This is a genomic window from Oceanicaulis sp. HTCC2633, from assembly GCF_000152745.1.
Taxonomy (GTDB): Bacteria; Pseudomonadota; Alphaproteobacteria; order Caulobacterales; family Maricaulaceae; genus Oceanicaulis.
On sequence record NZ_CH672428.1, the window covers coordinates 1,572,746 to 1,590,656 of the forward strand.

At 58.7% G+C, this 17,911-nt stretch carries 18 protein-coding genes; 8 read left to right on the top strand and 10 right to left on the bottom strand.

The features are described 5' to 3' along the window. Genes OA2633_RS07485 through OA2633_RS07495 form a run of 3 tightly spaced genes read right to left on the bottom strand, consistent with a single transcriptional unit; the run spans position 1 to position 3,165 of the window. Positions 1-921, bottom strand: coding sequence for a sulfotransferase (locus tag OA2633_RS07485; protein WP_009801911.1), 921 nt, complete (start codon positions 919-921; stop codon positions 1-3). Continuing rightward, entirely contained in the window at positions 914-2,215 is a 1,302-nt protein-coding gene (locus tag OA2633_RS07490; RefSeq protein ID WP_009801912.1) for an ATP-dependent dsDNA exonuclease, read from the bottom strand. Before OA2633_RS07490 ends, OA2633_RS07485 begins: the two co-directional genes overlap by 8 nt. Further along, entirely contained in the window at positions 2,212-3,165 is a 954-nt protein-coding gene (locus OA2633_RS07495; RefSeq protein ID WP_009801913.1) for a hypothetical protein, read from the bottom strand. Before OA2633_RS07495 ends, OA2633_RS07490 begins: the two co-directional genes overlap by 4 nt. A gap of 178 nt (positions 3,166-3,343) precedes the next feature. Between OA2633_RS07495 and gmd the strand changes: the two genes are divergently transcribed. Next, positions 3,344-4,417, top strand: coding sequence for a GDP-mannose 4,6-dehydratase (gene gmd / locus OA2633_RS07500; protein WP_040612525.1), 1,074 nt, complete (start codon positions 3,344-3,346; stop codon positions 4,415-4,417). Between the two features lie 5 nt (positions 4,418-4,422). Beyond that, positions 4,423-5,364 carry a GDP-L-fucose synthase gene (locus tag OA2633_RS07505; protein WP_040612527.1) on the top strand — a complete coding sequence of 314 codons (942 nt, stop codon included), beginning with the start codon at positions 4,423-4,425 and terminating at the stop codon, positions 5,362-5,364. On the opposite strand, the gene OA2633_RS16090 is transcribed toward OA2633_RS07505, so the two are convergent. After that, positions 5,361-6,377 carry a hypothetical protein gene (locus tag OA2633_RS16090; protein WP_156776172.1) on the bottom strand — a complete coding sequence of 339 codons (1,017 nt, stop codon included), beginning with the start codon at positions 6,375-6,377 and terminating at the stop codon, positions 5,361-5,363. The two genes, OA2633_RS07505 and OA2633_RS16090, sit on opposite strands and share 4 nt — an antisense overlap. Beyond that, on the bottom strand, positions 6,319-7,011 hold the full coding sequence (locus OA2633_RS16095) for a sulfotransferase family protein (protein WP_009801918.1): 693 nt from the start codon (positions 7,009-7,011) through the stop codon (positions 6,319-6,321). Before OA2633_RS16095 ends, OA2633_RS16090 begins: the two co-directional genes overlap by 59 nt. Positions 7,012-7,095: 84 nt before the next feature. Between OA2633_RS16095 and OA2633_RS07520 the strand changes: the two genes are divergently transcribed. Then, positions 7,096-7,884, top strand: a complete 789-nt coding sequence (locus tag OA2633_RS07520; protein WP_009801919.1) for a sulfotransferase — start codon at positions 7,096-7,098, stop codon at positions 7,882-7,884. Positions 7,885-7,887: 3 nt separating this feature from the next. Here OA2633_RS07520 and OA2633_RS07525 read toward each other — a convergent pair whose 3' ends face one another. From OA2633_RS07525 to gspG, 5 genes are all read right to left on the bottom strand, one after another. Further along, entirely contained in the window at positions 7,888-9,144 is a 1,257-nt protein-coding gene (locus OA2633_RS07525) for a type II secretion system F family protein (protein ID WP_009801920.1), read from the bottom strand. Continuing rightward, complete coding sequence (locus OA2633_RS07530) at positions 9,104-10,906, bottom strand: GspE/PulE family protein (RefSeq protein ID WP_009801921.1); 1,803 nt, start codon at positions 10,904-10,906, stop codon at positions 9,104-9,106. Before OA2633_RS07530 ends, OA2633_RS07525 begins: the two co-directional genes overlap by 41 nt. 221 nt (positions 10,907-11,127) lie before the next feature. Beyond that, the gene (locus OA2633_RS16100) at positions 11,128-12,597 is read right to left on the bottom strand and encodes a hypothetical protein (RefSeq protein ID WP_156776175.1); all 1,470 of its coding nucleotides are present in this window, start codon (positions 12,595-12,597) and stop codon (positions 11,128-11,130) included. Between the two features lie 386 nt (positions 12,598-12,983). Next, positions 12,984-13,406 carry a prepilin-type N-terminal cleavage/methylation domain-containing protein gene (locus OA2633_RS07545; protein WP_009801924.1) on the bottom strand — a complete coding sequence of 141 codons (423 nt, stop codon included), beginning with the start codon at positions 13,404-13,406 and terminating at the stop codon, positions 12,984-12,986. 97 nt (positions 13,407-13,503) lie between these two features. After that, positions 13,504-14,013 (bottom strand): type II secretion system major pseudopilin GspG, encoded by a 510-nt coding sequence (gspG, locus tag OA2633_RS07550; protein WP_009801925.1) that lies wholly within the window; start codon positions 14,011-14,013, stop codon positions 13,504-13,506. Positions 14,014-14,122: 109 nt separating this feature from the next. On the opposite strand from gspG, the gene OA2633_RS07555 reads away from it, so the two are divergent. From OA2633_RS07555 to OA2633_RS16105, 5 genes are read left to right on the top strand one after another with little or no spacing between them, the layout of a single operon-like run. Further along, positions 14,123-14,770 (top strand): type II secretion system protein J, encoded by a 648-nt coding sequence (locus OA2633_RS07555; protein WP_009801926.1) that lies wholly within the window; start codon positions 14,123-14,125, stop codon positions 14,768-14,770. Further along, positions 14,767-15,807, top strand: coding sequence for a type II secretion system protein GspK (locus OA2633_RS07560; protein ID WP_009801927.1), 1,041 nt, complete (start codon positions 14,767-14,769; stop codon positions 15,805-15,807). The genes OA2633_RS07555 and OA2633_RS07560 overlap by 4 nt, the downstream gene beginning before the upstream one ends. Beyond that, positions 15,761-16,837 (top strand): hypothetical protein, encoded by a 1,077-nt coding sequence (locus OA2633_RS07565; protein WP_156776177.1) that lies wholly within the window; start codon positions 15,761-15,763, stop codon positions 16,835-16,837. Before OA2633_RS07560 ends, OA2633_RS07565 begins: the two co-directional genes overlap by 47 nt. Continuing rightward, the gene (locus tag OA2633_RS07570; RefSeq protein ID WP_009801929.1) at positions 16,834-17,403 is read left to right on the top strand and encodes a hypothetical protein; all 570 of its coding nucleotides are present in this window, start codon (positions 16,834-16,836) and stop codon (positions 17,401-17,403) included. The genes OA2633_RS07565 and OA2633_RS07570 overlap by 4 nt, the downstream gene beginning before the upstream one ends. Then, the gene (locus OA2633_RS16105) at positions 17,400-17,909 is read left to right on the top strand and encodes a hypothetical protein (protein WP_156776179.1); all 510 of its coding nucleotides are present in this window, start codon (positions 17,400-17,402) and stop codon (positions 17,907-17,909) included. The genes OA2633_RS07570 and OA2633_RS16105 overlap by 4 nt, the downstream gene beginning before the upstream one ends. Positions 17,910-17,911 lie beyond the last annotated feature (2 nt).

A 17,911-nucleotide genomic window follows, 5' to 3' on the forward strand; every position in this document is an offset into this window, starting at 1 on the left:
TCAATTTAAAACAGGGTCATAGCCCAGCTTTTTGCATAGACTGCTATATGATTGGCTTTCGACGGCTTGCTCAAGTAGTGCTTCGCTGATTTCTCGCCTCGGCCTCGGAGCAATTCTATTGCCACTGCGACCACTGTCCCCCGTCAACTTTACGGTGGATATTAAAGATTTCCAGTCCGGATTATAAGGCAGATACAAGGCCTCACAGATCTCACGCATAACCCGATCAGGGTTCTCCACAAAGTCCTCATACATGAAGATTGGCGCGCCTTGGTTCGCCTCCAAAAACCTCATATATCGCACCGAATACTCTTCAAGAGAGAAGGGCTCGAAATGACGCCACCCATTCTTGTCCAGCGCCAAGAAGGAATCGACCGGGTGACGAACGGTTAGGACCGAACACACGCGAGATATATTTCTCACCATCTCGATGAGCGTCGGTCGTGAATCCGATAGCACGTCGGTGCAATAATGTGAGTGCGTATGGTCTCGCAAAACCAGGCGCTGACCATTGCTCACCAAATGCTCATACAAGACATTTATCGAAGACGAAAACATCCGGACGGCAGTTTCATCATCGATTGACTTGATGGAGGCGCGCGCAAGCAAGATCGGATCAGTCGGAGCAAATTGGGCGCGTTTTTGAGTGAGCTGTATTTGACTAAGAGGATCCACCTCACTTAGCAAAAACACGTTTGGCTGCACCTGAAGGGATTTAGAAATCAGCGTCCCGCCTGTGCAGGCAAAATGATGTATAATGCGAACAGGGTCTCGATGCGGTTCAGTATCACGCTCGACGACATCAAGCATCTTTCTCAGAATATCGTCAGGCAGCTCACCGATTAGTTCAAGGTAATTCGGTGCGGCTTCATCGCCCAGCACTATATTTGAAACTGAAGAATATGGCTTCTTATCAGCCATCAGAACTCTCGCCACTTTTCGATATTGGCCGTTCTTTTGACGTAACTCGCTTGGATTTTTTCTTAGCCTTGCCCGGATTAACGCCAATTTCCCGTCTCTGTGAAATCTCACTTTTCATATAGCTAGATATTTTATCGAGCGATTCTTCCAGCTGGCTTTTTTCGGTCGCCAAAGTCATGAATCGTGACTGCAAATCTGCGAGATCAGCTTGAGCCATGCGCTGCATCCTCAACGACAATCGATTGTCTTCTCGCAAATCTTCAACTTCGTTCAACAGCTTCTGGTTCTTTTGCATCTCATCCTGGATGAGCGCCTGAAGCCTTTTCAACTCGCTCTCCAGGCTTTCCCGATCTTTTCGCTCCTTCAGATATGAGTCGTTGAGCTGATCGGCCTGCTCAGTCTTAAGCTTCAGCGCCTGCTGCTCTGACGCTAGCGCCGATTCAAAAGACCTCTTGGAGCTTTCCAATTCAGCGCGCAGCGCATCATTTTCTGCCGCTAGAGTCTCTTGGACGTCCTCAAGCTCCAGCTCCTTGGACTTCAACCGCGTCAGGGCTTCTTCGAGACTGTCAGAGCAAGCGGAGACTTCCTCAACGGCAGACTTGTAAGCTTGCCTCGCTTCTCTAACGTCCGCCTCGAGACGCTCCTTGAGAAGCGTCAATTTCTGATAGGCCGCGCTCCAATCATAGTTCAGGCGGCCAACATGAAGGTTGGGGTCTGCAGCCGACCTGCCCCACTGAACCGAATAATTATGATCGCGAGCCCAGGTTTCGCACGTCGCTTTGCTAGCGCCACCCTCATGCAAGGGATGTTCGCCGGCATCAATCTGAATGTAGCCAAAGCCAGCGAGCAGCCCGCTGGCATGCAAGTCCGAAAGCACAAGGTACGCCTCGGAGGGCGCGCCCACAATCAGCCCACAGCCCCCCTTCCGGACTTCGCCCTCATACTCCTGGAGAAGGTCGCGAGGCCGAACAGTGGCAACCTGTTCCGCACGGAGAACCTGCAGACCCGGATACAAGTCCAGCGCTCCCGTCATCGCCCGCACACTGCTCATCTTGGCGTAGCTGACACAGTTAAGAGCTGCCTGGCCGACGCTATCTGCGACAGCGGCCTGAACAACACGCCCCTGAGCAGTTTCGCTTAGCCATACTCTGGCTTTCTGCGCCAATTGCGGGTCGGGCTCCACAAGCAGAACCGTATCGGCGTCAGCGCAAAAGGCTGCGTCACTGCTGGCTCCGCTTCCAATGTGCAACAGAAGAGGCATGCCCCCCGGATCAAGGTGCTCATCCTGACTCATTGGTCGCCTCCCGCTGACTCGCTGGAAGCCCCGCCACGCATTTTTCTCAGGAAGGCCGTCAATCGCCAGGAGGTGGAGTTTCTCATTTGTGAGAGCGCTTCACGATGCTGGTCCGCATCCTGTTGCACCCAATAGTATTGCTCTTTAACAGCGGCCAGCTCGTCCTTCAGACGATCACGTTCGAGCTTGACCCGTTCAAACTTGCGCTTCAATTCCTGCGCCTCAGCTTTTCCCGGCGCTTCCAGAGCCGTTTTGTAATAACCTTCGAGCTCTTGCTGGCAGGCCTCCAGAGCCACCTGCAGGTCATTAATCAGCACTCGCTGCGCATGCGTTGTGTGCTCAGGCATGCCGACCAGGGAGGCTTGAGACATATCCGCCCCGTCACGCCCCATACCCTCGAGCTCGAACAAGGCAGCGCGCGCTTGCATGCCTCGCGACTGATCCGAAACAACACATTGAGCCATGCTTGCGTCAAATCGGGCAGACAAGCCGAGCAAGTCATCGCTGGACTCAATGATAAGCTTCGCAACCTGCTCATAAGCCAACAAAATGGGCTTTGATGCGTAAAGGTCAGCGTCCTTGATAATGAACTCTGGAAATTCACCATCGGTGAAATAAGCGCCGACTTTTTTTGCAATCTCGCCATTGGGTAGAAAAGATGCAGCCCTCGGCGCCAGCAAGACCCGGCGGCGCGCGCTGGCGAAAATGGCCAGCGCATCGTTCATCATGGCCTTCAGATCAGCCTCGGCGGCCTCAAGAGACGCGCCCGCCTCCAGTGCTGCTCCAAGCACTTCATGCGCCGGCGCAACCCATATCACCAAGTGCTCCTGCGGGTTGCTCGACAGCCTCTCGATCAGCTCTGATCGCACGAAATCATGCCAGTGTGAGGCCGGCTCAGATCGCAGGTTTTCGCCCAGAATGAGGTTTTCGGTTGCAAGCGTGTAGAGCAATTTTCCAGCCTTTATATGTTAACTCACCCGATACCTCAGCCCCAGGATGCGGACAAGACCAGCCCCCTTCACCCCATGCACGAAGTCCAAAGAGAGCCGCCGCGCAGTTGTAATGACTTGCCTGACGGTCTAACAGAGCGGAGTTGCCTTCAACCCACATAAATTTATCGGGAAACACATGTCGAAGCGTGCACTGATCACTGGCGTAACCGGGCAGGACGGGGCCTATCTGGCAGAGTTGCTACTGAGCAAAGGCTATGAAGTCCACGGCGTCAAACGCAGGTCATCATCCTTCAACTCCCAACGCATCGATCACCTTTATGTGGACCCTCACGAAGGCGAGACGAAATTCTTCATGCACTATGGGGACATGACAGATTCAACGAATCTGATCCGGCTCGTCCAACAAGTGCAGCCAGACGAAGTTTACAACTTGGCTGCTCAAAGCCATGTCATGGTAAGCTTCGAAACACCTGAATACACTGCAAATGCAGATGCGATTGGCCCTCTGCGATTGCTTGAAGCCATCCGTATTCTTGGGATGGAGAAACACACACGCTTTTATCAAGCTTCAACTTCCGAGCTATATGGCTTGGTTCAGGAAGTACCGCAAAGAGAGACGACGCCCTTCTACCCGAGAAGCCCATACGCGGCAGCGAAACTCTACGGGTATTGGATTACGGTCAATTATCGCGAAGCTTATGGCATGCATGCCTCTAATGGTATCTTGTTCAACCATGAAGGCCCCACACGCGGCGAAACATTTGTGACCCGCAAAATCACGCGTGGAGTCGCTGCAATCCATCAAGGTCGCCAAAGCAAGCTTCACCTGGGCAATCTGGACGCCAAACGAGATTGGGGCCACGCGCGAGACTATGTCGAAGGCATGTGGCGGATACTGCAGCATGAACAGCCTGACGATTTCGTCCTTGCGACCGGCGAAACACACACGGTTCGTGAATTTGTGGAGCTGGCCTTCGCTGAACTCGGGACGACGCTCGAGTGGCGCGGCATCGGTGAAAACGAAGTCGGCGTCTGCTCGAAGACTGGTAAAGAACTGGTCGCCGTTGACCCGCGTTACTATCGCCCGACTGAAGTTGACCTTCTGATCGGCGACCCTGCAAAAGCTTTTGAAAAGTTGGGCTGGCGCCACACGACCAGCTTCAAAGAGCTTGTCAGCGAGATGGTCCGCAATGATGTGAAGGCGATAGAAACCGAAGCCTCATATCGAACCAATCATGGTGAGGTCTAAGATCCATGTATGCGCTTGAAGGAAAACGTATCTGGGTGGCCGGACACAGGGGCATGGTCGGATCTGCCATTGTGCGCCGACTTGATCGCGAAAACCCTGCTGAAATACTGACGGCTTCCAGATCTGAACTGGATCTGCTCGATCAAGCCGCCACGCGGCAATGGCTGGAAACACATCGTCCAGATGTCGTATTCCTGTCCGCAGCAAAGGTTGGCGGGATCTACGCGAATGACGTATACCCAGCGGAGTTCATCTACCAAAACCTGATGATAGCATCGAACATCATTCACGCGAGCTATCATGCCGGAGTCGAAAAGTTATTATTCTTGGGATCATCTTGCATCTATCCCAAGTTCGCAGAACAACCCATTCAGGAAGGCTCGCTCCTTACCGGCGCTTTGGAGCCCACCAATGAATGGTATGCGATTGCCAAGATCGCCGGGATCAAGTTGTGCCAAGCCTACAGAAAACAGTACGGCGTTGACTTCAACTCAGCTATGCCGACCAACCTGTATGGGCCAGGCGATAACTACCACCCTGACAATTCTCACGTGATCCCAGCCCTGCTGAGGAAGGCGCACCTTGCCAAGCACTCAGGCGCGAGCAGCATGGAGATCTGGGGAAGCGGGACTCCCAAGCGCGAGTTCCTGCACGCAGATGACTGCGCCGACGCATTAGTTCATGTGATGAAGCATTATTCGTCCGACGAACACATCAATATCGGGTCTGGTGAAGACCTTTCAATCGAAGAGCTGGCAGAGACCATTATGGACGTTGTCGGCTTCCAGGGTGAGCTCGTCAAAGATACAAGCAAACCTGATGGCACCCCTCGCAAATTGATGTCGGCTACCAAGATCAGGGATCTGGGCTGGTCTCCCAGCATAAGCCTCCGCGATGGCCTGAAGGATGCCTACGACTGGTTCCTCAAACATGAGAGTGTAGCCTAGCTATATTTAATAGGCTCTGTTATAAAATTCCACCAATAATCAAGCTTCAGTCTCGTCAGTATTTGATTCTTATTATTAATCATATACCCCCTATAAAAATAGTAATCGTGCCACTTTTCCAGCTTTTGTAATGTTAGAGCCTCCTTAGACCACTCAGCAATCTTTATCACTGGTAGCTTGTCATAGCCCACTGTTGTTGCCGTCGTGCGCAAAATCGGTACTGCTCCATTCAGTAAACTTTGCCAGGCTTTAGGGGAGGGATCCAGCCCCCCTCCTTCCACACACAACACAAAAGCATGCGTCCGGAGAAGAGCATAAAACTCTTCCTCCTCAACCGGTTCATCAAGGATCGTTACGAAGCTCCGCCAGTGCGTCCGCGCGAGTTCAGTAACATGCTTGCGCAATTGCCATTGTTCGCCATCGCGAACCCGATGTGCACACAGGATACGCTTGGCTCGTGTTGCTAGCCCTCCCCAATCCGAGGCACGGACCTTCATATCCTTATCGACATCTGGTTCGACAATGCCCAGAGGAAGCGGACTAATCTTTGCATGAAACTGCTCATCAAGATTTTCGCAGAACCAATGCAGCAAGAGAGGATGCTCAACCAGATGCACGATGCGTTCGCGAAGATTGGCAGGAAGGCTTGGCCACCGCTTGTCAGTCTGATTGGGAAGCGTGATATCCTCAGAACCCGTGACAAGAACAAACTTCCGCTTCAGTCTCGGCAACACAGAAGAGAAAAAGTACTCCAGAGCAACTTCGTGCGAACGTAAGGAGACGAAAACGGTTTGAACGTTTTCCACCTCTGTATTCAAGCGGCTTGCCACAAAGGGCTCTTTGCGGTCGCTCAGCACGACCCAGTCGCACCGCGCAGCGATCCCAGACAGGCGATACGCATCAGCCCCTTGGAATTTCGGAAAAAGGCGCGTCGATAACGGGATGAATTCGTCTTTAGAGTGCACGTGCGAGCAAGCCATCCCAAACTTGTTGAACGTCTGAAGGAAGCTCATCAGTCTCGGCCTGTTGAACCGTCTGCAGACCCGCGTCGAAGAACTCAAGGTTCTTATCGGCATCAAGCTCAAGAGCGTTAAGAAGCACTTTCAGCTTTGCCTTCATCAACGCATTGTCTGATGCACACTCAACAACTGGAAAGCCAAGCTTTTCCTGCCAGCTCAAGAGTCTTGAGTTGTATTCAAGCCAGAGATTCAAGCCATCCTTGATAGCGATTGAGTTCCGGCTCTCCAGGGAGCGAGCCACGGCCATCGGGTGACGGAAAATCCCCAAGGGTTGCGCTGATGGCAAGACCTCCATCCAGCCCTGCAACGTCAGGAGGGTGCGCGGATCCTTGAACCCCCAACGCTCCACCCCCTGGCGCGATTCAATGAACAGATCGCGCACAGCCGTATGCAGAGGCCCCCATTCAACTGTCTGAGGAGGCGCATTCCAGCTGCCGCCATTCGCTTTGAGCAGGTCTTCTTGCATGTAAAGTACCGCAGGGGGTTCCTGCAGTCCTTTGGGATTTCGCTTGATGCTCTGGTCCAGCACGCGGCCCAGATAGACACCCGCTTCCAGAAGCGTTCCAGCCAATGCGCTCGTGCCGCTACGGTGCATGCCTAGAATGATGAAAACTTGCTGATTATCCACCTAGCAGCCCCTTGTTATCTGTGCTGGGTATGTCGCTTGTGATTAACGACGATCTGCATCCATAGCAACTGCAGGCCACGCGCCATGACACGCACATCTCTGCCAGCTCCTCATGTCCTCATCGTCGGCGGCCTTGGCGGTTCGGGCACGCGCGCTGTGGCGCAAGCTCTTGGAAATCTGGGCTATGCACACGGCCCCGCCTTGAATGAGTCTGAGGACTGCCTGGCGTTTACCTATCTGTTCGTCAGAACTGACTGGCTCAGCGAACCACTCCCAAGCCTGCAACAACGCCTTGAGGTCCTCAGGCGTTGGATCGAGACAGGTCACTCCCCCCTCGCACCGGACCTGGACACCCTGACGTCCGCGATACGTCGCCGGACGCCGCCCGCAGGGGCTGGCCCCTTTCTCATCAAAGAGCCCAACACCCATATATTCGCCGACGACATTCTAAACGCCTGGAGTGATTGCACCTTCATGTTCGTGCATCGCCACCCGCTCGACATGGCCTTCAGCAAGAACATCAACCAGCTCAAACGCTGGGGGCCGGCATTGGGTATCGAGCCGTCAGCGTATGAGCATACCGAGTCCGCCCAGCTAGCCCTCTGGATCAAATCCAGAAAGGACCAGGCCCAGAGAATGCTCGACTTTCCTGGCCGGACATCAGAGCTGGATTATGACGCCTTCACGCAATCGCCCGCGCAGACATTGCAGGCCTCGCTTTCAGAGCTGGGCATTGAGGTTGAGGCGGGTGCGATGAATGACGCTTGTCGGCACGTTCACAGGCCGGACAGTCAGGGGCGGTCCACACGATCAGACCTCTCGCGTCTTTCGCCTCATCTGATCGAAACGTGCAGACGCGAAGGCTGGCTCTAAGGCTCAGACGACGTCAAAGCTGTAAAGGCTCGACATGGCCAGCACCAAGCTGATGACGATGAGCCCGATGATGGACGCGATGAAGGCGATGGCCATGGGTTCAGCCAGCGCAGTCAAACGCTTGGCGAGGTTCTTGGCATCCTGCTCGCCCGCCTCGGCGACAAAGATCAGCATTTCCGACAATGCCCCGGAGAGGCGCCCTGTCCGGACGAGGTTCAACGTCATCGCATCCGTCCTCGTATGCGCGCGCAGCGCACTTTCGAGCGGATCGCCAGACCGCACGGAGCGCCTAGCTTGCTCTAGCCCTTGACGGCGGCGCTCGGACATCACGCCTTTTTCAGCCAGCGCCAAGGCATCAATCAGCCCAGCACCGGCCGCGAGCGCGGTGCCGGTTATGCGCGCCCAACGGGCGGTATCGCTGGCGTTCAGGAAACTACCAATGACCGGGGTCTGGAAGGCGATATCCAGCACGGCCCGACGCAAGGCCTGGGTTCTCCAGATCTGGATGGCGGCGACCACCAAAAGGACAACCCCACCGATGACCCAGGGGATATGGGCGTTGAAGAAAGTTCCGATGGCTAGCACGACCCGTGAAAGCGCAGGGATTTCGGCGTCTGAATTATCCAGAAGGGTGCTGAAACGGGGCACAACGAACATGAAGATGAAGATCACCGCGCCAAAGCCCGCCACCGCCAAAAATGCAGGATAGGACAGGGCGTTGCGCACTTCTTCGGCGGCCGTCAGGTCGCGCTCCATCTGGGCGGCCACCTCGTTCAGGCGCACATCGAGCGAGCCGGTCGCCTCCCCCAGCTCAACCAGGCGCGAAGCGTAATCGGGCAATGTCGGCATGTGCCGGGACAGCGCTTCGGACAAGCGCCCGCCAGCGCGCAGATCAGAGCGGATGGCGTTCATCTGCTCTGACAATTCCCGACACGGCTCTTCTTCAAGCAGGCTGTCGAACGCGCCCAATAGCGGCGCCCCGGCCCTCAACAGCGTCGCCAGCTGGCGCATGAAACGATGGCGGTCCTTGGGCCGCGCCTTCTTGCGATCAAACTTGCGGTCGGCGCCGTCATTGGCGCTGACCTCGTAGGCGAGAATGCCCTGCGTGCGCAGCTGACTGATGGCCTCGTCGGAATCGGTCGCGGAGATCCGCCCCTCCACGGAGCTGCCATCGCGCTTCAAGCCCTTATAGCTGAAACTCGCCATCGGGTTCAGACCTTCAAGACTGCGAAGCGCGAGACAGCTGGCTGTCGCGCTCATCCACCACGCCGCCCAGCACACGCAGGACTTCGGACACCGAGGTCACTCCGGTTCGGGCTTTGAGCAGGCCATCCTCCATCAAGGACAGGAAGCCCGCACGACGCGCCGCGTCCATGATCTGCGCCTGGCCCTTGTTGTGGGCGATCGCGTCCTTGAGATCGCCTTCAATGGCGGCGGCTTCATAGACCGCGATCCGGCCCGCATAGCCCGTCTGGCGACACTGGTCACAGCCGACAGGGGTTTTCCAGGCCGCAGGCTCATGCGCCAGCGAGGCAGGCCATTGTGTGCCTTGCTCGGCGGCATGCGCCATCAGGCGCTCGGCCTCAGCGATGCTATCGGCATCGGCCGGTTTCGCGCAATGATCGCACAGACGCCGCAACAGCCTTTGCGCCAGCAGGCCGCGCAAGGAAGCCGACACCAGAAACGGCTCCACCCCCAGATCGGTCAGGCGCTCGATCGCGCCCAGTGCGGTATTGGTGTGCAGGGTGGAGAAGACCAAATGGCCGGTCAGCGCGGCCTGAATGGCGATGCGGGCGGTCTCCCCGTCCCGGATCTCACCAATCATGATGACATCGGGATCCTGACGCAGGATGGCGCGCAGGCCGCGGGCGAAGTCATAGCCGATATCGGCGCGCGCCTGCACCTGGGTCACCCCGTCCATGTCATATTCGACCGGGTCTTCAATGGTGATGATCTTGCGCGCGCCATCATTGACCAGCTCCAGCGCGCGATAGAGCGTGGTGGACTTGCCCGAGCCGGTCGGCCCGGTCACCAGGATCACCCCATTGGGTTCGCGGATGATGCGGTCAAACACCTTGCGCTGCGGCCCCTGAAGGCCCAGCCCGTCAAGCGAGGGCAATTCCTGACGCTTGCGCAGCAAACGCAGAACGAGGGATTCCCCCCAGGCGCCGGGCAGGGAGGAGACGCGCAAGTCAATATCCTGCCCCGCGAACCTTACGGTCTGACGACCATCCTGCGGCAGGCGCCGCTCGGCGATATCCATGGCGGAGACGAGCTTGATGCGCGAGGCGACAGCGTCAAACCGGCCCTTGGGCTGGGTCTGGACCAGGCGCAACACCCCGTCGACGCGGAAGCGGACCTGAAACTCGTGCTCATAGGGTTCAATGTGGATATCGCTGGCATTGTCGCGCAGCGCGTCTTCAAACACCGCATTGACGAAATCGATGACGGGGGCCTCTTCGGCCATTTCGCGCAGGCGCTCCACATCGGTCAGCGCGCCCTCTTGCCGCCGCGCGCCCGCGGCCTGCAAGCGCGCCAGCGCGCCGTCGAGCAAGCGATTGGCGCCCAGCGCCAGGGTCAGCGGCCCGGACCACGCCTCTTGCAGGCGTTCGAGCAAGGCCGGATCGAGCGGATTGCGTGCAAACAGAACCAGGCGGAAGGCGGAATGATCGCGCTGGTCCAGCGCTTGCGGGTCGAGCGCGGTCAGCTGGTCATCGGCCGGGTCACACCACCACAGCACCGCCGCCTTTTCCGACAGCCAGCGCAAAGGCAGATCAAGGTCTGATGGCGCGACGCCATAGACCGCTTCCTCGCGCGGCAAAGCCTCGGCCATGAGGATAGGCAGGTCGAGTTGACGTGACAGGGTATCGAGCAGAATGTCTTCAGCAACCGCGCCCAGGCGCAACAGGGCCTGACCGAACAGGACTGGCGTTTCGCGCTGATAGGCGACAGCCTGATCCACGTCCGACGCGCTGATCACACCCCGCTCTACAAGGAGCTCCCCGATCCGGCGCTGATCCATCGTCCACCCTCTATGCCCTTGCTGGCGCCCTCATACAGGCCTTGACGACGCGTCGGCACAGTCTGCCACACAAGCGCCTGCATCGCCCATGCCCAAGCACAGGCCCAACGCCCCCGTTTATGGCGGACGCCGCCGCCCCCGCGCAAGCCGCCCTGCCCTTCAGACAAAAAGAAAGGGCGGCCGAAGCCGCCCTTTCCCGTAGTCTATAGACCAAGCGAAGCTTAGCCGTCGAAGCCGGTGCCGACAACAATGTTGTTGCGGGACAGCAGACGGCGAATGTTGATCTGACCGTTGAAGTTGCCATCAGCCTGAGCAACCGAATTGATGGTGTCCGCACGGCGAACACGCAGCTGGATGTCAGCATTGCCTTCACCCGCGCCCAGAGCCGCGTTCAGATCAGCGGAGTCGAAGGTAGCGGTCCAGGTGTTGTTGGCGGAAGCCACAACGTTTGCGCCAGAGATGCAGTTCCAGCCAGAGTTGGCGATGGTGGTGTTGGTGTCCGTTGCCTGAACCTCGATGCATGCACCGGTGGCAGACAGATCAGTCGGCAGGCCGGTCACGCGGAACGCATTGTTGGTGCCGCCCGAAGAACGAACGCTGACCCACTCGAATGCATTACCAACGGTCGGGACGTCGGTGTTCAGGCCATCGTCGCGATCGATAGCAGCCAAAGCACCGGCGGACAGGCCAGACACAGCATAACCGGTGTTAGCGGTCACATTGATCGCGGCGGTCGGAGTTTGAGCCGAGATCGCATCGGTGTTGTCAGGCGTGAAGGAAATCACACCATTACCAACACCATCAAGCGCCGCAAGTTCAGCAGCAGTAACAGGGCAAGTGAAGGTGCCAGCAGTAGCGTCTTCAACGCAGGCACCAGCAACGCCCGTGGCAGCCACGGTCGCAATGCCAGTGGTGCCTTGCGGGAAGGTCACCACGAGAGACGCAGATGCTACCGCATCAGTGGCAGTGATCTGAGCAATGGCGGCACCACCATCAACATTGATATCCTCAACCGGACCTGCGTTGTTAAAGTCAAACGCATCACGGAACTGGAAGTCAACTTCGCCCAGATCAAAGGAAGAAGCCGGGCCAATACCGTTTGCATTGACAGTCGCGGTGGTACCGGCATTCACAGCACGGCCAGCCGTCGGATACGCATCAGCTTCGATTACAATGTTGTACGATTCGTTAGCTGCAGCAAAAGTGCCGCAGTCTGCAGTACAATTATAATTGATCGTCATCGAAGCAGCACCAGCAGCGACACGCTCGACCGGCAGGGTCCAAGTGTTGTCGTTGCCACATGCGTTCAGGTTTGCAGCACCACTGGAGTCATTACGCACAACAACAGACGTGCCTTGGGAACCGCCACCGGATTGAATGGCGAAAGTACAGTTGGCAGCATCGACACCAGGATCGAAATCAGTGTTGGCAAGCACGCGGGTGAAACGAAGATTGTTCAGCGTGATGGTCACATCAACAACAGAAGCAGCACCGAGATTATCAAAAGTGCCCGTGCCGCTAGCGTCGGTGTCAACGGTGATGACCGTGTTATCAGCAATTGCACCGTCGAACTCGGATGCAAACTGTGTATTTTCACCAAGGTTGCCAGCAACAGAAGCTTCTTGAGCGGTGGCAACACCAGCCAGCAGAGCAGCAGTCGCCGCACCAGTGAGAAGTTGAACCAGTTTCATAGGGAGATCCCCCTCTTTTCCTACATAAGTCATGGCCATGACAGAGCCACAACGGTTTTCAAACGATCCGGGTGGAGGTTCCGTTAACACGGTGCGTCAAGTTGCAGTGCCTGAAGCGCGCCCCCGCCTTTCGCGCCCGAGAACCCTCGTGACGCTGGGGAGGAGAAAAGCCGAAGCGCACACCCGCTGTCAACCACAAATCCGGCGAAAACCCGTCAAAAGAGAGCCCTTGGCGCCTTAAACACACAACTCGGGTTTTCAAGCATGGGCAGGCGGATAGGCGTGACGCGCCTTGCCCCCCCGCCGCGACAGCGTGATGCAGACTGCATATCAGAGTGCGTTGCAAAACTGTCGCGAAGTCGCGCATGCAGCACACGCCCAAATTGTCAGCCCGACTCGACCCGGTAGGTGATGCGGCACTGATCAGGCGCGACGACGCGTTCCCACACCCGCTGGCGCGGGGAAAGGATCTGAATGCGCATGGGCGCGCAGGCCCCAGAGGGATAGATCCGGGCCGGGCCGAGAAATTGCGCGCTCCAGCCCTGGGGCAGGTCGACGGCGCGGGCGGGGCTGGCGCCCTCGGCCCATGTCATCATGGCCCCCGATGTACGCGCCAGGGTGCGCTGATCCGTCAGCCAGACATTGACGGCGGCAAAGGCCTGGCGGGCCTGATGACGCTCCAGCAGTGCCGCCATGGAGGGAATGGACATGGAAATCGCCAGCGCCAGGATGGCGATGGCGATGAGCACTTCGAGCAGGGAATAGCCCGCCTGCTTGCGCGCGCGTGCTTCACATTTTGGCGGCGCCAATCGCCCAGTCTCCGGCCTGAGGGGCGCGCGATGGCGCGCCCAGGCGCGCCGCGTCATGGATTGCGTCCGTGACCGCACGCCGTTGCGCCCGCTCGGGCTAACGCTGGGGTTCGATATCGGCATTCAGGCCTTCGCCGCCCAGCGCGCCGTCTGCGCCAAAGCTGTAGACGCGGCCGCGGCGGGAGAGATCGTCGCGCGCTTCATACTGGAACGGGGCGCCCCAGGGATCTTGCGGCAGGCCGCCATCCATATAGGGGCCATTCCAGTTGGCGCCGACATCGGCGCTAGGCGCGACCAGCAGACCCAGACCTTCATCCTGAGACGGATAACGCCCCAGATCGAGGCGCATCGTATCGAGCGCGGTTTCAACCATGCGAATCTGGGTGAGTGCGGCGGCCTGTTTGGAGCTGTCGAGTTGACCGAACAGGCGCGGGGCGACCAGGGCGGCCAGGGTGGCGATGATCGCCACGGCGATCAGCACTTCCATGAGGGAATACCCCGCCTGGGCGCGTTGGCGCGCCTTGGCCGGACGCGGGGCCAGCATGCGGGCCACACCGCGCGAGATGCGGGCAGATTGGCGTTTGGACCAATGATCGAGCTTGACCATGATGCTCCTCCCTCTGAATGCCCCCGATGGGGACGACCGCCCATACGGGCTTGCACAGCCGATAATTATTCGTCACTTACCATAGGGGCGACAAGCCGACTAGGACAGCATGACACGGGGATTCACCCTTCTTGAAACCTTGATTGCGCTTGTGATCGCCTCGATCACGGCGCTGGTGCTGCTGGAATCGCTGACCGCCATTGCGCGCACCACGGCGCGGGTGGATGAAGCGGCGGGCGATGCCCTGCGTCATGAGCTCACCACTACCGCCACCGAAGACGCGCTGGCCGCCGCGATTGCGGACTATCTTGATTCAGAGGGCGCCTTTGTGGGCGAAGCGCGCCGCCTGCGCGGGGTGACCAAGCGGCCCTTGCTGGCGCCCTATGGCGCGCCGCGCCCGTTCACGATGCAGATTGTCGAGGATGAGGATGGCGCAAGGCTGCGCTATCGGGAGCAGGCGCCCTCGCCCAATGATGCGGACGCCGCGCCATGGATTGAGGTGCTGAGTCTGGAAGGCGAGGATATCCACTTTCTTTACGCCTATCGGTCGCTGGACACACTTTATGCGGGCGAGCCGCCGGTGCGGTCGGAGACCTGGCCGCCGGAAGAGCCGCTCAATCCCTTTTATGACTATTTCCGTCCGCCGCCGGACCTGGTGCTGATCGTGAATGCAGAGGGCGCGGTGCTGTGGGCGGTGGCCTCGGATGGCTGGCAGGCGCCGCCGCTGCGCCCCAGTGATCTGGAAGAGGCGCTATGACCGGCCATGGCACGAATGCAACGCCGAGCGGGCAAGAGGGTTATGTTTTCCCCCTGGCCCTGTGGACTCTGGCGATCATCGCCGTGCTGCTGGGGGCGGCCTTTGCGGCGGTGTCGGCGGCGAACGCGACCTTCGCCCGGTTGCAGGACCGCGACCAGGCGCTGTCGGACTTTCAGATCGCGGAAACCCAGATGCTGGCGCTGCTGCTGACCGAGCCGATGGGGCTGTCCAATCTGCGGGTCGGGGGTCAACTCAATCTCGATCCGGTCAGCGGCGGCTTTGGCGAAGGCGGCGAAGCGGTGGCGGCCTATGGCGCGCCTTATCTCTTTGACGCCGCGCATGGCCCTGTGGTCGTGCGGCTTGTGGCCGTGAACGGGCTGATCGACCTGCAGGACGAGCCTGTAAGGGCCGCGCGCGCCCTGCTGATGGCGCAAGGACATGACCGCGCCGAGGCCGAGCAGCTGGCCGCGCGCCTGGGCGATTTCATCGATCAGGATGATCTACGGCGACTGGGCGGGGCCGAGGCGGATGACTATCCCGACGGCCAGGCGCCCCGCAACGCGCCGCTGAGCACGGCGTCTGAAGCGTGTGGCGCCTTGGGCTGGGCGGAAACCGTGTCGCTGTGCGCCGATCCGCGGCTTCTGGACCTTTACGCCTTTGCCGGAGGGGCCAATGCGATGACCTCGCGCCTGGCGCCGAACCATCTGCTAATGCGCCTGCTGGACGATGAGACCGCTGTACGCCGGGCCCGGGATGCGCTTGACGATCGGAACGCTCTCGTGCGCTTTAGCGATCTGGGGATTGAGGGACTTGAAGGGCTTGAAGAGAATTCGGCGCTGCCCGGGCCGAGCTTTCTCATCATTACACACAGGCCGAACGCCGCCTTTATTCAGGTGACGCGTATCGACCTGACCATGGCGAGCTATTACAAGCCCTATGATGTTGTGTTCACGCATGTCATTGGCGGCCAGACGATAGAGGGGGTTTTCAATGTCGAACTTGACGACACGCTTGCCAGACTTCCTCAGGCCGGTTGACCGCCTGGTCACGCCTGAAGGCGTCGCGCCGCGCGCATCGCGCGATCTGCTGCGCGCCATTGTGTGTGGTGAACGTTATGTGGTCAGCCGCTCGCTGCTGCATTTCGAGCGCATAGAGCGCCCCGCCGGCGAGCTGGACCAACGCATCCGCAACGCCGTCAAGCTCGCCGCCCGCACACGCGCGCCGTACAATAATCCCGGCCTCGACATCCATTGGAGCACACGCCATGCGCTGGTCTGGTCCTGGGATCAGGACCGGCTGCAGCAGATGGGACTAAAGCCTGGCGCCTGGATCCGCCCCGAACCTATGATGACCGCCTATCGCGATCTGGAGGACGGGTTTCATCTTCGCCAGCTGCGCGATGGATATGAAGGCTTCGTCATCCAGAACCAGGATCTGGTCGCCAGTCGCTTCTGGCGTCATGAGCCGTCTGTTTTGGATCTTGAGATGTTCCAGCGCAGCTGCCGCACCACTCATGACGACGCCTCGCGCCAGAGCCTTGATTCCCTGAGCCTGCTGCGCGCTGAAACCGAGAAATGGGCGTCACGACTAACGCCGCTTCAGATTTCGCTGATCGGGCTGCTCGTGCTCGGCGTCCCGCTGCTGTATCAGGCCGGGATCTATCTGAGGCTGAACCTTGAACTGCAGGGCAGCCGCCAGGAATTGACGGCGGTCGTGCAAGAGAGCGCCACGCAGTTTGAAGCCCTGAGGACCTACCAGAACAATCTGGCCCAGCTTGAGGAGTACAGCGACGTCCTCAACCTCGTGCATCCGTTATTGCCCGCAGCCGAACTTGCAGAAACCGCCCAGACCATTGGCGGCGAGCTGTCACGCTTCCGCGTCACGCAGAACGGTGTCGAGGCGGAATTGCGCGCACCTGACTCCTCTGATCCGGCTGAGATCGTGCGACTGGTCGAAGCCAGTCAAAGCATGACAGGCGTATCCATTAGCCGGACCCGAGCCCAGAATATGTGGGCTATCACAGCCGAGCTCGAGACCCCAGCTGTGATTGACGGAAACTCCCGATGACCCAAACCGCGACCCTTGCAGAGCGCATGCGATCTACGCTCACGCCCAGGGCCCAGCTCGGCCTGATCGCCCTGGTCGCGCTGCTCGCGCTAGTGGCGCTGCTGGAGCTCAGCTCTCGAAACGAGCAACTGCGTCGGGACACCCTCACCGTTCGGACCGAGTATGCCGGTCGGCTCGCCGCTCTGGAGCAGCGTGACTGGACACAGGTGCTGAACAGCGCCGCCTCGGAATTGACCACCGTCGAAGATCGGTTCTGGAGGGCTGAAACCACAGGCTTGGCCAGTGCTGAGATCCTCGGCGCCGTTGAAGCCGCAGCCCGGCGCGCCGAGCTTAGCGCACCGCGCGTCAGCGTCCTTCGCAGCGACCTTGTAGGCAGCGACGTGATCTTGTTTGAAGTTGAGGTGACCGCGCGCAGCAATAACGGTCGATTTGCAACTTTCCTGGAAGCCTTGGTTGAATCCGAAGGTCTGCTTCAACCCTCCGAACTGGAGTGGCAGGGCCAGAACCGTCCCGTGACCGTTCGCCTTGTTGCACCCGCCCTGGTCGAAGTAGGGGATCGCTCATGACGCTGACCGCCCTCAGACTGATCGGAATCAGCCTGTCGGGTCTGGCGGCCCTGATAGTCGGGCTATCGCTCACTGGCCTGCCCTCCGCATCAAGCCCGACAGCTTCCACCCGGCCGCTCTCGACCTTCTCCTCGCCAGATCAGGCCGATGTGAGGGACTATGTTGTGCGGCTTGGACGGACCGGCTTCTTTCCAGCCGCCACCCCTCTCGATACAGAAGCCGCTTCCGCCACTCTTGCTAATGCTAATGCCACCGCTGAAGCCTCTCCGGTTTCCGCACAAGATGCTGCAGCCTCCTCCCGACCCGTGATACACGCTCTCGTGCTCAGAGAGGCGCAATGGAGACTTTACGCCAATGATGAAGAAGCGCTGATTTCAGTCTTTTCACCGGGCGAAGAGTTGTTTGATGGTTGGCGGATTACTGAAATCACACCACGTACCTTGCATCTGGAACGTGACGGACAGAGCCAGACAATTGATGTTTTCAGACCGGTTCAAGAGGGGTAGCT